3 protein-coding genes are annotated in these 16,545 nt (G+C 74.3%); all 3 read left to right on the top strand.

Going from position 1 to position 16,545, the window contains the following annotated elements:
• The first annotated feature begins 7 nt into the window (after window positions 1–7).
• Window positions 8–3,055: a beta-ketoacyl synthase N-terminal-like domain-containing protein gene (locus tag VF092_11175; protein HEX6747844.1), complete on the top strand. Its 3,048-nt coding sequence runs from the start codon at window positions 8–10 to the stop codon at window positions 3,053–3,055.
• Window positions 3,048–8,108, top strand: coding sequence for an amino acid adenylation domain-containing protein (locus VF092_11170; protein HEX6747843.1), 5,061 nt, complete (start codon window positions 3,048–3,050; stop codon window positions 8,106–8,108). The genes VF092_11175 and VF092_11170 overlap by 8 nt, the downstream gene beginning before the upstream one ends.
• A gap of 39 nt (window positions 8,109–8,147) precedes the next feature.
• On the top strand, window positions 8,148–16,545 hold an 8,398-nt coding region (locus VF092_11165), incomplete at its 3' end, for an amino acid adenylation domain-containing protein (protein HEX6747842.1).

Raw genomic sequence — 16,545 nt, 5'->3', positions numbered from 1 at the left:
CCGATCGATGAGCCAGACCAGCGAGCCCACCGGGCTGGAGATCGCCGTCGTGGGGATGGCGGGGCGCTTTCCCGGCGCGCCCGGCGTGGACGCCCTGTGGGCCAACCTGCGCGCCGGGGTGGAGTCCATCCGCCGCTTCACCGACGAGGAGCTGGCCGCCGCGGGGGTGCCGGAGTCGCTGCGCACCCACCCCGCATACGTCCCCGCGGGGGGCGCGCTGGCGGAAGTGGACCGCTTCGACGCCGCCTTCTTCGGGTTCACCCCGCGCGAGGCGGAGGTCACCGATCCCCAGCAGCGCCTGTTCCTGGAGGTGGCGTGGGAGGCGCTGGAGCACGCCGGCTACGATGCCGCGCGCGTTTCCGGCCGCGTGGGCGTGTACGCGGGCACCGGCATGAGCAGCTACTACCTGAACCTGCTCTCCCGCCCCGACGTGATCGCCGCGGCCGGCGACATGGCCGTGCGCATGGGGAACGACAAGGACTTCCTGGCCACCCGCGCGGCGTTCGAGATGGGGCTCGAAGGCCCCGCCGTGGTGGTGCAGACGGCGTGCAGCACCTCGCTGGTGGCGGTGCACCTGGCCTGCCAGGCGCTGCTGGGCGGCGACTGCGACATGGCCCTGGTCGGGGGCTCGGACGTCCCGGCGCAGCAGCACGTCGGCTACCTCTACCAGGAGGGGAACATCCGTTCGCCGGACGGACACTGCCGGGCCTTCGACGCCCAGGCGCGGGGGGCGGTGCGCGGGAGCGGGGTGGCCGTCGCCGCGCTCAAGCGGCTCGAAGACGCGCTGGCGGACGGCGACACCGTGCACGCGGTGATCCTGGCGTCGGCCATCAACAACGACGGCTCCGCCAAGATCGGCTTCACCGCGCCGCGGGTGGAGGGGCAGGCCGCCGCCATCCGCGCCGCGCACGCCGCCGCCGAGGTGGATCCCGCCACCATCACCTACGTGGAGGCGCACGGCACCGGAACGGAGCTGGGCGACCCCATCGAAATCGAGGCGCTCACGCAGGCGTTCCGCGCCGGGACGGACCGCACGGGCTACTGCGCCATCGGCTCGATCAAGACCAACATCGGCCACCTCGACGTGGCGGCGGGGATCGCGGGCTTCATCAAGACCACGCTTGCGCTGCGCACGGGCGAGATCCCGCCCTCGCTGCACTTCACGCGGCCCAACCCGCAGATCGACTTCGCGTCCAGCCCCTTCTTCGTCAACGCCGCGCTGGCAAGGTGGACGCCGCCCGCCGGGGTGCCGCGGCGCGCCGGGGTCTCGTCGTTCGGCATCGGCGGCACCAACGCGCACGTGGTGATGGAGCAGCCGCCCGCCGTGGCTCCCTCGCCCGCGCCGTCGCGGGCGGAGCAGCTGCTGGTCCTTTCCGCCCGCACCGCGACGGCGCTGGACGCGGCGGCGCGGCGGCTGGCCGCGCACCTGGAGCAGAACCCGGAGCAGGCGCTGGCGGACGTGGCGTGGACGCTTCAGCAGGGGCGGCGCGCGTTCGCCCACCGCCGCGCCGTCGTGGCGCGCACCCACGCCGAGGCCGCCGAGGCGCTGGCCGACGCGGCACGCGGCGTGGCCGGCCGGGCCGGGAGCGAGGCGCCCGCCGCCGTCTTCCTCTTTCCCGGCCAGGGCGCGCAGTACGCGGGGATGGCGCGCGGCCTCTACGACCGCGAGCCCGTCTTCCGCGAGGAGCTGGACCGCTGCGCGGAGCTCCTGCGCCCGCACCTGGGGCTGGACCTGCGCGAGGCGATCTTCCCGGACGGCGCGGACCGGCTGAAGCAGACGGCGCTGACCCAGCCCGCGCTCTTCGCCGTCGGATACGCGACCGCGAAGCAGTGGATGGCGTGGGGGGTCGCGCCCGAGTCGATGATCGGCCACAGCGTGGGCGAGTACGTGGCCGCCTGCCTGGCCGGCGTCTTCTCGCTGGAGGATGCGCTGGCCCTGGTCGCCGAGCGCGGGCGGCTGATGCAGGCGCTGCCGCCGGGCTCCATGCTCGCCATCCCCCTCCCCGCCGCCGAGGTGGAGGGGGCGCTGGGCGGATCGGTGTCCGTGGCGACGGTCAACGCGCCGGACCGCTGCGTGGTCTCCGGGCCGGGCGACGAGATCGCGCGGCTGGAGGCGGAGCTGGCGGGGCGCGGGATCGAGGCGAAGCGCGTGGAGACATCGCACGCGTTCCACTCGCCGATGATGGACCCCATCCTCGACGCCTTCGCGGCGCGCGTGCGCCAGACCGCCCGCGGCGCGCCGGAGCTGCGCTGGGTGTCGAACCTCACGGGAACGTGGATCACGCCGGAGCAGGCGACGGATCCGGCGTACTGGGCGAGCCACCTGCGCCAGGCCGTCCGCTTCGCCGACTGCGTGGCCACGCTGGCCGCGGAGGGGCGCCAGCGGGTGTTCATCGAGTGCGGGCCCGGGCGCACGCTGTCGTCGCTGGTCAGGCGGCAGGTGCCGGGATCCGCCGCCATCCACTCCATCCGCCACGCGGACGACCCGGCCGACGACGTCGAGGTGCTGCTGGGCGCGCTGGGTCGCGCCTGGGCCGCGGGGACCCAGGTCGACTGGCGCGCCGTGCACGGGGGCGAGGCGCGCCGCCGCGTTCCGCTGCCCACCTACCCCTTCGAGCGCAAGCGCTTCTGGATCGACCGCGCGCCGCAGCCCGGCTTCGTGGCCCTGGCCGCGGTCACCGCGGCGGACGAGGCGGAGGCGGACGCGGCGGCCGGCGACCCGCGCCCGGGATGGTCGGCCACGGAGCGGGCCATCGGGCGCATCTGGGAGACGCTGCTCGGCGCTGCGCCGGGGCTGCACGACGACTTCTTCGGGGAGGGCGGCGACTCGCTGATGGCGACGCAGCTGGTGGCCCGCATCCGCGCGGAGCTGGGCGCGGAGATCGGCGTGCGCGCCGTGTTCGACGCGCCCACGGTGGCCGCGCTGGCGGCGGTGGTGGACGGCCCGGCCGCCGACGACGAGCTGCGCGCGCTGCTGGCCGGGGTGGAGGGGCTGAGCGACGACGAGGTCGAGGCGCTGCTGGCGGCGGGGATGGAGGAGGGCGGCCATGACTGACCTGGCCGATCGCCTGGAGAAGCTGACGCCCGCGCAGCGCAGGCTGCTGGAGCTGCGGCGTGCGCAGCAGGCCGGGGCCGCCCCCGCCGCGGCCCCCGCCGCCATTCCCGCGCGCGGAGAGGGGCCGGCGCCGCTCTCCTTCGCGCAGGAGCGGCTGTGGTTCCTGGACCGCATGGAGCCGGGGAACGCCTTCTACAACCTTCCCAACGCCGTGCGGATGCGCGGCGCGCTGGACGAGGCGGCGCTGGAGCGGGCGCTCGGCGAGATCGTCCGGCGCCACGAGGCGCTGCGCACCACCTTCGCCGAGGCGGACGGCTCGCCGGTGCAGGTGATCGCGCCGTTCGGCGGGTTCGCCCTGCCGGTGGAGGACCTGTCGGCGCTCGGCGAGGCGGACCGCGAGGCGGCGGCCGCGCGCCGGGTCCAGGAGGAGGCGGCACGGCCCTTCGACCTCTCGGCGGGCCCGCTCTTCCGCGCGGCGCTGCTGCGGCTGGGCGACGAAGACCACCTGCTGCTGGTGTCGATGCACCACATCGTCGGCGACGGGTGGAGCCTGGGGGTGCTGTTGCGCGAGCTGTCGGCGCTGTACGCGGCGTACCGCGAGGGGCGTGAGTCGCCGCTCTCCGAGCTGCCGGTGCAGTACGCCGACTACGCGGTGTGGCAGCGCGAGCAGCTGGCGGGCGGGGTGCTGGACCGGCAGCTGGCGTACTGGCGGGAGCGGCTGGCGGGAGCGCCGGAGCTGCTGGAGCTGCCGACGGACCATCCGCGCCCGGCGGTGCAGACGTACCGGGGGGCGACGGTGCCGGTGGAGCTCTCCCCGGAGCTGCTGGAGCGGCTGCAGGCGCTGGCACGGAGCGAGGGCGCGACGCTGTACATGACGCTGCTGGGCGCCTTCCAGGTGCTGCTCTCGAAGTACAGCGGGAGCGACGACATCGTCGTGGGCAGCTCGATCGCGGGGCGGACGCGGAAGGAGGTCGAGGCGCTGATCGGCCTCTTCGTCAACACGCTGGTGCTGCGCACCGACCTCTTGGGAGATCCGAGCTTCCGCGAGACCCTGCGGCGGGTGCGGGAGGTCACGCTGGGCGCGTACGCGCACCAGGAGCTTCCCTTCGAGAAGCTGGTGGCCGAGCTGCAGCCGGAGCGCAGCCTGAGCCATTCGCCCCTGTTCCAGGTGATGTTCGAGCTGCAGCAGGCCGGGGGCGGGGGAGGCGCGCTGCAGGGGCTGAACGTGCGCGGAGTCGCGGCGGAGCACGCGAGCGCCCAGTTCGATCTTTCCCTGGAGCTCGCGGCCACCCCCCAGGGCCTGCGCGGCGTGCTGATCTACAGCACCGACCTCTTCGAGCGCGGCACGGCCCTCCGCATGGTCGGCCACCTGGAGCGGGTGCTGGAGCAGGTCGCCGCCGACGCGGACGTGCGGCTTTCGCGGCTGGAGCTGCTCGGCCAGGCGGAGCGCGCGCTCGTGCTCGAGGCGTGGAACCGGACCGAAGCCGAGTATCCGGCGGACCGCTGCATCCACGAGCTGTTCGAGGCGCAGGCGGCGCGCACGCCCCACGCCGAGGCGGTGCGGGACGCCCGCGGCGCGCTCGGCTACGCGGAGCTGAACGCGAAGGCGAACGCCCTGGCGCGGGCGCTCGAGGCCGAGCGCGTGCGCCCCGGCGACATCGTGGCCGTGCTCGCGGAGCGGAGCGCGGACTTCCTGGCCCTGATGCTGGGGATCTGGAAGGCGGGCGCCGTCTACCTTCCGCTGGACCCGCGCTGGCCCGCCGAGCGGATCCGCGGGATCCTGCGGCAATCCGGGGCGCGGCTGCTGGTGGCCGACGCCGGGCACCAGGCGCCGGCGGTGGAGGCCGCCGGCACGCTGGCGCACGTCCGCGGCCTGTCCGCCCTCCTGGCCGCCGGCCCGGGCGGCGGCGACCGGCCGGTGGAGCGCGCGCCCGACCAGCTCGCCTACGTGATCTTCACCTCCGGGTCCACGGGCCTTCCCAAGGGGGCGATGGTCCACCACCGCGGGATGGTCAACCACCTCTTCGCCAAGGTGAAGGACCTGGAGCTGGCCTCGGCCGACGTGGTGGCGCAGAACAGCCCGCAGAGCTTCGACATCTCCGTCTGGCAGTTTCTCGCCGCGCTGATGGTGGGCGGCCGGACCCACGTCTTCTCCGACGCGGTCGCCTACGACCCGGCGGAGCTCCTGCGGCAGGTGGACGGGGAGGAGATCACCGTCTTCGAGGCTGTTCCCACCATGCTGCGGGCGATGCTGGACCATGCCCGCGAGCCGGAGGGGCGGGAGATCTCCCTCTCCCGGCTGCGCTGGCTGATCCCCACGGGCGAGGCGTTCCCGCCGCAGCTCAGCCGCGAGTGGTTCGAGCGCTATCCCCACCTCGCGCAGATGAACGCGTACGGGCCCACCGAGTGCTCGGACGACGTCACGCACCACGTCATGCGCGCCCCGCCGGCACCCGGGGTCGCGAGCCTGCCGATCGGGCGGCCCGTGGCGAACACCCGGATCTACATCCTCGACGGCCAGGGGCAGCCGGTGCCGGTCGGCATCACCGGGGAGATCCACGTCGGGGGCCACGGCGTGGGGCTGGGCTACCTGAACGACCCCGACAAGACCCGCGCGGCCTTCGTCCCCGATCCGTTCGTCGGCGTGCCGGGCGCGCGCATGTACCGCACGGGCGACCTGGGCCGCTGGCGGCCGGACGGGGTGATCGAGTTCCTGGGGCGCAACGACCAGCAGGTGAAGGTCCGCGGCTTCCGCATCGAGCCGGGAGAGGTGGAGGCGGCGATGGCGGCGGATCCGGGGGTGCGCGAAGCCCGGGTGTTGATGCGCGAGGACCAGCCGGGAGACAGGCGGCTGGTGGCGTACGTGGTGGGGAGCGTGGAGGTCGACGGGCTGCGCGCGCGCCTGCGCCGGAGCCTGCCGGAGTACATGGTGCCGTCCGCGTTCGTCTTCCTGGACGCGCTCCCGCTGACGCCCAACGGCAAGCTGGACCGCAAGGCCTTGCCGGTGCCGGAGCTCGCGCCGGCGGAGGACCGGTACGTGGCGCCGCGCACGCCGGCCGAGGAGGTGCTGGCGGGGATCTGGGCGGAGGTGCTGGGACGCGAGCGGGTGGGCGCCGAGGAGAGCTTCTTCGACCTGGGCGGGCACTCGCTGCTGGCGACCCGCGTCACCGCGCGCGTCCGCAAGGCCTTCGGCGTGGAGCTGCCGCTGCGCGCCGTCTTCGAGCGGCCGGTCCTCTCCGGGCTCGCGGCCGAGATCGACCGTCTGCGCGGCACCGGCGCGGCGGCCGACGCCGGCGCCGACGACGCCATCGCCCCGGCCGCGCGCGAGGGCGACCTGCCGGTGACGTTCGCGCAGGAGCGGCTCTGGTTCGTGGACGCGCTGGACCCGGGGAGCCCGGTGTACGCCATCCCGTTCACGTACCGCATCACCGGCCGTCTGGACGAGGATGCGCTCCGCCGCGCGCTCGCCGAGTTGGTGCGCCGCCACGAGCCGCTGCGCACCACGCTCCCGGCCGTGGACGGCGTCCCCGTGCAGCGGATCGCCCCGCCCCCGGCCGACTTCGACCTGCCGGTCGCCGACCTGCGACACCTCCCCGAGAGCGAGCGGCGGGCCGAGGCCGGGCGCCTGGCGGCCGAAGCCTCGCGGCACCGCTTCGACCTGGCGCGCGGGCCGCTCTTCCGCGCGTCGCTCGTCCACGTGGCCGACGACGAGCACCACCTCCTCCTCAACCTCCACCACGCCATCGGCGACGGGTGGTCGCTGGGAGTGCTGCTGGAGGAGCTCTCCGCGCTCTACGGCGCCTTTTCCCGCGGCGAGCCGTCGCCGCTGCCGGAGCCCGCGCTGCAGTACGCGGACTACGCGGCCTGGCAGCGCGAGCGCCTGTCCGCCGCCGCGCTGGAGCGGCAGCTCTCGTACTGGCGGCGCGCGCTGGACGGCGCTCCGGCGCTCCTGGAGCTGTCGGCCGACCGTCCCCGGCCGCCGGTGGAATCGCACCGCGGCGCGGTCGAGCACCTGCGTGTCTCGTCCGACCTGATGGCGGAGGTGAACGCGCTGGCCCGGCGCGAGGGCGCCACGCTGTTCATGGTCCTCCTCGCCGCGCTGGACGTGGTGCTCGGCCGCCTGGCCGGGCAGGAGGACGTCGTCGTCGGGGCGCCGATCGCGGGGCGGACGCGGGCGGAGACCGAGCGGATGGTGGGGCTCTTCCTCAACTCGCTGGCGCTGCGGACCGACCTCTCGGGCAACCCGTCGTTCCGCGAGCTGCTGGGGCGGGTGCGCGAGACCACGCTGGCCGCGTACACGCACCAGGACCTCCCCTTCGAGCGGGTGCTGGAGGAGGTGCGTCCCGAGCGGAGCCTGGCGCACGCCCCCGTGTTCCAGGTGATGCTCAACCTCATCAACTACCAGGACAGCGCCTTCCGCGCCGACGACCTGGAGGTGGCGAGGGCCGGCCCGGGCGGCGTGGTGTTCAGCAAGTTCGACCTCACGCTCTACGTGGGGGAGTGGGACGGGGGGATCTACGTCAACCTGGTCTACGCCGCCGACCTCTTCGACGCGCCGCGGATGCGCGCGCTCCTGGCGCAGCTCGAAGGCGTGCTCCGCCAGGCCGTGGCCGCGCCGGAGACCCGCGTGGGCGCGCTGTCGCTGGCGACGGAAGCGGCGCGCGGCATCCTTCCCGACCCGGCACGGCCGATCGAGGCCGAGGCTTGGCGCGGAGCCGTGCATGAGGCGTTCGCCGCCCACGCGGCGCAGTCTCCGGAAGCGCTGGCGATCTCCGATGCGATGGAGACGTGGACCTACGCCGAGCTGGACGCGGCGGCCAACCGCATCGCGCACCGGCTGATCGACGGCGGGGTGCGGCCGGGCGACGTGGTGGCCGTCTACGCGCACCGCTCGGCGGCGCTGGTGCGGGCGCTGCTGGGCGCGTGGAAGGCCGGCGCTGCGTTCGCCGTCCTCGACCCGGCGTATCCGCCCGCCCGCCTGGCGGCGCAGGCCGGCGCGGCGCGTCCCGCCGCCCTGCTGCGGATCTCCGCCGCGGGCGAGGTGCCGGCGTAGCTGGCCGCCGCGCTGGCGGAGAGTGCCCGGGTCACCGTCGTGCTGACGGCGGACGGGAAGGGCGGGGGGGATGGATACCCTTCCACCGCGCCGGCCGTCTCCGTGGGGCCGGACGACCTGGCGTACGTCGCCTTCACCTCGGGGACCACGGGCACGCCGAAGGCGATCGCCGGCACGCACCGGCCGCTGGCGCACTTCTTCGGCTGGTACGCGCGCGAGCTCGGATTGGGGGATGCGGACCGCGTCTCCGTCCTCTCCGGCCTCGCGTACGACCCGCTGCTGCGGGACGTGTTCGCCGCGCTGACGGTCGGCGGGAGCATCGCCATCCCCGATCCCGATCAGGTCGGCACGCCGGGGTGGCTCGGTGGATGGATGCGCGAGACGGGCGTCACCATCGTCCATCTCACCCCCGCGATGGGACAGATCCTCGCGACGGGGACGGGGGATGCACAGCTGCCCGCGCTGCGCCTCGCCTGCTTCGGCGGCGACGTGCTGCGCGCGGGAGACGTGGCCCGGCTGCGCGCCATCGCCCCGAACGCGGAGGTCGTCAACTTCTACGGCGCCACCGAGACGCCGCAGGCCATGGGCTGCTTCCGCCTCCCCACCGGTCTGGCGGAGGTGAGTCCGGCCGTCCCCGTGGGCCGGGGGATCGACGGCGTGGAACTGCTGGTCGTCACCCCGTCGGGATCGCTGGCCGGCATCGGCGAGCTGGGGGAGATCGCCGTCCGCACCCCCTATCTCTCGCGCGGCTACCTGAACGACGCGGAGCTGACCGCCGCGCGCTTCGTCGCCAATCCCCTGACCGGCGACCCGGCCGACCGCGTGTACCGCACCGGCGACCTGGGCCGCTACCGCCCCGACGGTGCCGTGGTCCCCGCCGGCCGCGTGGACGGCCAGGTGAAGGTGCGCGGATTCCGCGTGGAGCTGGGCGAGGTGGAGAGCGCCCTGGCGTCGCATCCGGCGATCCGGGAGGCCGCCGTGATGGCGCGCGAGACGGAGGGCGGCGATCGGCGGCTGGTGGCGTACTGGGTCCCTGCCGAGGGAACGACCCAGCCCGACGCGGCCTCGCTCCGGCTGCACCTGAAGGCGCTGCTGCCAGAGTACATGGTCCCGTCCGCCTGGGTGCGGCTGGACCGGCTTCCGCTGACGGCGAACGGCAAGCTGGACCGCTGTGCGCTGCCGGAGCCCGAGCCGGCCGCGGCGGACGCGCGTACCGCCGCGCCGCGCACGCCGACGGAGGAGATCCTGGCGCAGCTCTGGGCCGAGGTCCTGCGCACGGAATCCGTCGGGGTGGACGACGACTTCTTCGCGCTCGGCGGGCACTCGCTGCTGGCGACGCGGCTCCTGGCGCGGGTGCAGAACGCGCTGGGCGTGGTCGTTCCGCTGCGCGCGCTCTTCGAGGGACCCACGGTGGCGGAGCTGGCCGCGCGGGTGGAGGAGATGCGCCGCGCCGGGCTGCCGGTGCTGCCGCCGGTGGTACCGGTCGATCGCGATCGTCCCCTCCCGCTCTCGTTCGCCCAGGAGCGCCTCTGGTTCATCGACCGGCTCGAGGGCGGGAGCGCGCCGTACAACATCCCCACCGCGCTGCGCCTGGGCGGCGCGCTGGACGTGGGCGCGCTCGAGCGGAGCCTGGGCGAGATCGTCCGCCGCCACGAGTCGCTGCGGACCGTCTTCCGCGAGGTGGACGGCTCGCCGGTGCAGGTGATCGCGCCGTTCTCCGGCTTCGCGCTCCCCGTCGACGACCTGTCGGGGCTCCACGAGACTGCGCACGAGACGGAGGTGCGGCGGCGCGCGCGGGAGGATGCGGCGCGTCCGTTCGACTTGGCCGAGGGCCCGCTCTTCCGCGCCGCGCTGCTGCGGGTGGCGGCGGAGGAGCACGTCCTGATGCTGTGCGTCCACCACATCGTCACCGATGGGTGGAGCAGCGGCATCCTCCTGCGCGAGCTGTCGGCGCTGTACGCGGCCTATCGTGAGGGGAGCGATTCGCCGCTGGCCGAGCTGCCGGTGCAGTACGCGGATTACGCCGTGTGGCAGCGCGAGCAGCTGCAGGGCGAGGCGCTCGACCGCCAGGTCGGCTACTGGAAGGAGCGGCTGGCGGGCGCGCCCGCACTGCTGGAGCTGCCGACGGACCGGCCCCGGCCGCCGGTGCAGTCGCACCGCGGCGCGCGGGAGAGGTTCGACCTGCCGCTCGCGCTGCTCGACCGGCTACAGGCGCTGGGCCGCGGCGAAGGCGCCACGCTGTACATGGTGATGCTCTCCGCCTTCCAGCTGCTGCTGTCGAAGTACAGCGGGAGCGAGGACATCGTCGTCGGCAGCCCGATCGCGGGACGGACGAGGAAGGAGGTGGAGGAGCTGATCGGCTTCTTCGCCAACACGCTCGTGCTGCGCACCGACCTCTCGGCCGACCCCACCTTCCGCGAGCTGCTGGGGCGCGTGCGCGAGGGGACGCTGGGCGCGTACGAGCATCAGGAGGTGCCCTTCGAGAAGCTGGTGGCCGAGCTGCAGCCGGAGCGCTCCCTGAGCCACGCGCCGCTCTTCCAGGTGATGTTCATCCTCCAGAACGTCGAGGGCGGGGGAGGCCCTCTTGCGGGGCTGCGGATGGCGGGGGTGGACGCGGAGTGGGAGACCACCCGGTTCGACCTGTCGCTCACCGCCGTTCCGCACGACGGCGGCGTCCACGGCACGGTGGAGTACAGCACCGACCTCTTCGACCGCTCCACCATCCGCCGGATGCTGGGCCACCTGGCACGGGTGCTGGAGCAGGTCGCCGCGGATGCGGACGTACGGCTTTCGCGGCTGGAGCTGCTCGACGAGGCGGAGCGCGCGCTCGTGCTGGAGGCGTGGAACGGGACCGAAGCGGAGTATCCGGCGGACCGGTGCATCCACTCTCTGTTCGAGACGCAGGCGGCGCGCACGCCGGGGGCGGTGGCCGTGCGCTTCGAGGAGGAGTCGCTCACCTACCGCGAGCTGAACGAGCGCGCGAACCGGCTCGCCCACCACCTGCGGCGCCGCGGGGTGGGCCCCGAGGTGCGGGTGGGGATCTGCCTGGAACGGAGCCTGGAGATGGTGGTCTCCCTCCTGGCGGTGCTGAAGGCCGGCGGCGCCTACGTGCCGCTGGACCCCGGCTACCCGGCCGAGCGGCTGGCGTTCGTGCTGGCTGATGCGGCCGTGCCCGTGCTGGTGACGCAGGAGTCGCTGCGCGGCGCGCTCCCGGCGCGGGAGGGCGTGGAGCTAGTGAGCCTGGACGGCGCGGCGGCCGAGATCGCGGCGGAGAGCGCGGAGAACCCGGAGAGCGGCGCGGGGCCGGATTCGCTGGCGTACGTCATCTACACCTCCGGCTCCACCGGCGCGCCCAAGGGAGCGCTGATCGAGCATCGCAACGTGGCGCGGCTCTTCTCCGCGACGGACGCATGGTTCGGCTTCGGCCCGGACGACGTGTGGACGCTCTTCCACTCGTACGCCTTCGACTTCTCGGTCTGGGAGCTGTGGGGTGCGCTGCTCTACGGCGGCCGCGTGGTGGTGGTGCCGCACCTGGTCAGCCGCGACCCCGAGGCGTTCCACGCGCTGGTGCAGCGCGAGGGCGTGACCGTGCTCAACCAGACCCCCTCGGCGTTCCGGCAGTTCATCCGCGTCGACGGCGAGCGGGGCGGCGACCTGGCGCTGCGCGTGGTGGTGTTCGGCGGCGAGGCGCTGGAGCCCGCCACGCTCCGCGAGTGGGTGGAGCGCCGCGGCGCCGAGACGCCGCGGCTGGTGAACATGTACGGGATCACCGAAACGACCGTACACGTCACCTATCGCCGCCTGACGGAGGCGGACGTGTTCGGCGGCTCCGGCAGCCCGATCGGCGTGCGCATCCCGGACCTGCAGCTGTACGTGCTCGACCCGGCGCTGCGGCCGCTGCCCGTGGGCGTGCCGGGCGAGCTGTACGTGGGCGGCGGCGGCGTGGCGCGCGGGTACCTGAACCGCCCGGAGCTGACGGCGCAGCGGTTCGTCGAAAATCCGTTCGGCGCCGGAAAGCTGTATCGCACGGGCGACCGCGTCCGGTGGCTGGCGGACGGGACGCTCGATTACCTGGGCCGCCTGGACGAGCAGGTGAAGATCCGCGGGTTCCGGATCGAGCTGGGTGAGATCGAGGCCGCGCTGCGCCAGGCGCCCGGCGTCGGGGACTGCACCGTCATCGTGCGCGAGGACGAGACGGGTGACCGGCGGCTGGTGGCGTACGTGGTGGGTGAAGCGGAGGCCGAGGCGCTGCGCGACCGCCTGCGCCAGAGCCTGCCGGAGTACATGGTGCCGGCCGCGTTCGTCTTCATGGACGCGCTCCCGCTGACCGCGAACGGGAAGCTGGATCGGAAGGCGCTGCCGGCGCCGGAGGGGGATGCGTACGCGCGGCGGAGCTACGAGGCACCGCTGGGAGAGGTGGAGGCGGCGCTGGCCGGGATCTGGGCAGAGGTGCTGGGGGTGGAGCGGGTGGGGCGGTGGGACCACTTCTTCGAGCTGGGCGGGCACTCGCTCCTGGCGATCCGGCTGATCGGGCGGATGCGGCACGCGGGGCTACACGCGGACGTGCGTGCCCTGTTCACCACCCCGGTGCTGGCGGAGCTGGCCCAGGCCCTGGGCGGAGCGTTTCCCGAGATGGAGGTCCCGGCGAACGCGATCCCGGAGGGGTGCGAGCTCCTCACGCCGGAGATGCTCCCGCTGGTGGATCTCACGCAGGTGGAGATCGACCGGATCGTGGCGGAGGTGCCGGGCGGAGCCGCGAACGTGCAGGACATCTACCCGCTGACCCACCTGCAGGAGGGGATCCACTTCCACCATCTGCTGTCGCAGGAGGGGGATCCGTACCTGACGTCGAGCGTGACCGAGTTCGACACGCGCGCGCGCCTGGAGCAGTACCTGGCGGCACTGCAGGCGGTGATCGACCGCCACGACATCCTGCGCACGGGCGTGGCCTGGGAGGGGCTGCGCGAGCCGGTGCAGGTCGTCTGGCGGCACGCGCCGCTGTCGGTGGATGAGGTGGAGCTGGATGCGGCGGATGATGCGGCCGAGCAGCTGTGGCGGCGCCATGACCCTCGCCAGTACCGGATGGAGCTGGGGCGGGCGCCGCTGCTGCGGGCGTGCATCGCCGAGGACCGCGCACGGGGCCGGTGGCTGCTGCTGATCCTCATGCACCACCTGGTGGACGACCGCGAGTCGGTGGAGGTGCTGCAGGAGGAGATCTCGGCGCACCTGCGGGGTGTCGAGTCCGAGCTGCCGGCGCCGCTCCCCTTCCGCAACTACGTGGCGCGGGCGCGCCTGGGGGTGAGCCGGGAGGAGCACGAGCGGTTCTTCCGCGGCATGCTGGGCGACGTGGAGGAGCCGACGGCGCCGTACGGGCTGCTGGACGTGTGGAGGGAGGGAGATGGGATCGGGGAGGCGCGGCTTCCGGTGGCGGGCGACGTCGCCGCGCGGCTGCGCCGGCGGGCGCGGGCGCTGGGGGTGAGCGCGGCGAGCCTGTGCCACCTGGCGTGGGCGCAGGTGCTGGCGCGGGTCTCGGGCCGGAGCGACGTGGTCTTCGGGACGGTGCTCTTCGGCCGCATGCAGGGCGGCGAGGGAGTGGACCGGGTGATGGGCCCGCTGATCAACACGCTGCCGGTGCGGATCGGGGTGGAAGAGGAGGGGGCCGAGGCGGCGGTGCGGCGCACGCACGCGCTGCTGGCGGACCTGCTGCGGCACGAGCACGCCTCGCTGTCGCTGGCGCAGCGCTGCAGCGGGGTGGCGGCACCCGCGCCGCTGTTCACCTCGCTGCTGAACTATCGCCACAGCGGCGGGAGGGGGAGTTCGCAGCCGGCGGGGCAGCCCGGGGCGGGCGGGCGGGGAATTCGCTTTCAGGAGCGGACGAACTACCCCGTGGCGCTCGCGGTGAACGACCTGGGGGACGATTTCCTGGTGGTGGCGCAGGTGGCGGCCCCGGCGGAGGCGGAGCGGGTGTGCCGGATGATGCACACGGCGCTGGAGCGGCTGGTCGAGGCGCTGGAGACCACTCCCGGGCGGGCGATCGGGAGCATCGACGTGCTGCCGGAGGCGGAGCGCCGGCACGTCGTGGAGGAGTGGAACCGCACGGACGCGGAGCACCCCGCGGGTTCTCCCATCCACCGGCTCTTCGAGGAGCAGGCGGAGCGCACGCCCGACGCGGTGGCGGTGGTCCACGAGGACCGCTCGCTGACGTACGCGGCGCTGAACGCGCGGGCCAACCGTCTCGCGCACCACCTCCGCGCGCTGGGCGTGGGGCCGGAGGCGTGCGTGGCGATCCTGATGCCGCGCTCCATCGAGCTGGTCGTCTCCGAGCTGGCCATCCTCAAGGCCGGCGCGGCGTACGTGCCCATCGACCCCTCGTTCCCGGCGGAGCGCATCGCGTTCATGCTCGCGGACAGCGGCTCCGCGGTCGTGCTCGCCCTTCCCGGCGCCGACCTTCCCGAGCTTCCCGGCGTGCGGCGCGTCGACGTGGATGCGCTGGCGGAGGGGAACGCGGAAAATCCGCGCGTTCCGGCCGACGGCGAGGCGCCGGCCTACGTGATGTACACCTCCGGCTCCACCGGCCGGCCCAAGGGTGTGGTGGTGCCGCATCGCGCCATCGCGCGGCTCGTGTTCGACAACGGGTATGCGGACTTTGGCGCGGACGACCGGGTGGCGTTCGCGGCGAACCCGGCGTTCGACGCGACGACGATGGAGGTGTGGGGGCCGCTGCTGCACGGCGGCCGCACCGTCGTCGTCCCGCAGGACGTGCTGCTCGATCCCGACGCGTTCGCCGGGACGCTGGCGGACCAGCAGGTCACGACGCTGTTCATCACCACCGCCGTCTTCAACCAGCACGCCCAGGCCATCCCCGGCGCGCTGGCCAGCCTCCGCCGCCTGCTGACGGGCGGCGAGGCGGCCGATCCGTCGTCGTTCGCGCGCGTGCTGGCCGAGGGTGGACCCGTCTCGCTCATCCACTGCTACGGCCCCACCGAGACCACGACGTTCGCCATCACCCATCCCGTCACCGACGTGGCGCCGGATGCGCGCACGATCCCGCTGGGCCGGCCGATCTCCAACACGCGCGTCTACATCCTGGACTCCCGCGGCCAGCCCGTGCCGGTCGGCGTCGCGGGGGAGATGCACATCGGCGGCGCGGGCGTGGCGCTCGGCTACCTGAACCGGCCCGGGCTGACGGCGGAGCGGTTCGTCGTCGATCCGTTCGCGGCCGAGGCCGGCGCCCGGATGTATCGCACCGGGGACCTGGGCCGCTGGCTGCCGGACGGGACCATCGAGTTCGTGGGCCGCACGGACTTCCAGGTGAAGATCCGCGGGTTCCGCATCGAGCCGGGCGAGATCGAGGCGCGGCTGCTCGCGCACGGGGCGGTGCGCGAGGCGCGGGTGATCGTGCGCGAGGACCAGCCGGGAGAGAAGCGGCTGGTGGCGTACGTCGTCGGCGGTGTGGAGGTGGAGGGGGTGCGCGAGCACCTGCGCCGGGGCCTGCCGGAGTACATGGTGCCGGCGGCGATCGTGGTGCTCGAGCGGCTGCCGCTGACGCCGAACGGAAAGCTGGACCGCAAGGCCCTGCCGGCGCCGGAGCACGCGGCCGGCACGGACCGGTACGTGGCGCCGCGGACGCCGGTGGAGGAGGTGCTGGCGGGGATCTGGGCGGAGGTGCTGCGGCTGGAGCGCGTGGGGGTAGAGGAAAGCTTCTTCGAGCTGGGCGGGCACTCGCTGCTGGCCACGCGGGTGGTCTCGCGCATCCGCGAGCTGTTCGGGGTGGAGCTGCCGCTGCGGGCGCTCTTCGAGGGGCCCACGGTGGTGGAGGTGGCCGGGCGCGTGGAGGAGCGGCGGCGCGCGGGCGAGAGCGCCGCCCTCCCGCCGCTCATTCCCGTCGCCCGAGAGGCGCCGCTGCCGCTGTCCTTCGCGCAGGAGCGGCTCTGGTTCCTGCACCAGATGGAGCCGGAGGGCGCCGGCTACAACATGCCCCGGCCGCGCCGGCTGCGGGGGCGCCTCGACGCGGGCGCCCTGGAGCGGGCGCTGGGCGAGCTGGTGCGCCGCCACGAGTCGCTGCGCACCACGTTCCGCCCGGTGGAGCAGGGCGGTGCCGTGCAGGTCGTGCACCCGGCCGCGTCCGCGCGCCTGCCGGTGCTGGACCTCGCCGATCTCGCGCCGCAGGCGCGCGAGCAGGAGGCGCGCCGCCTGGCGCGGGAGGACGCGGAGCGCCCCTTCGACCTGGAGCGCGGTCCGCTGCTGCGCGCGACGCTGCTGCGCCTCGTGGACGAGGAGCACGTGCTGCTGCTCGCCATGCACCACATCGTCAGCGACGGCTGGAGCATGGGCGTGCTCTTCCGCGAGCTGTTCACCCTCTACGAATCGTTCTCGCCACCCTCCGGTGCGGCACGGCCGGCATCGCCGCTGCCGCCGCTGGCGGTGCAGTACGCGG

Source organism: Longimicrobium sp. (assembly GCA_036377595.1).
Lineage (GTDB): Bacteria > Gemmatimonadota > Gemmatimonadetes > Longimicrobiales > Longimicrobiaceae > Longimicrobium.
Note: the sequence above shows the minus strand (reverse complement) of the source record. Positions and strands in the feature narration are given on the sequence as shown.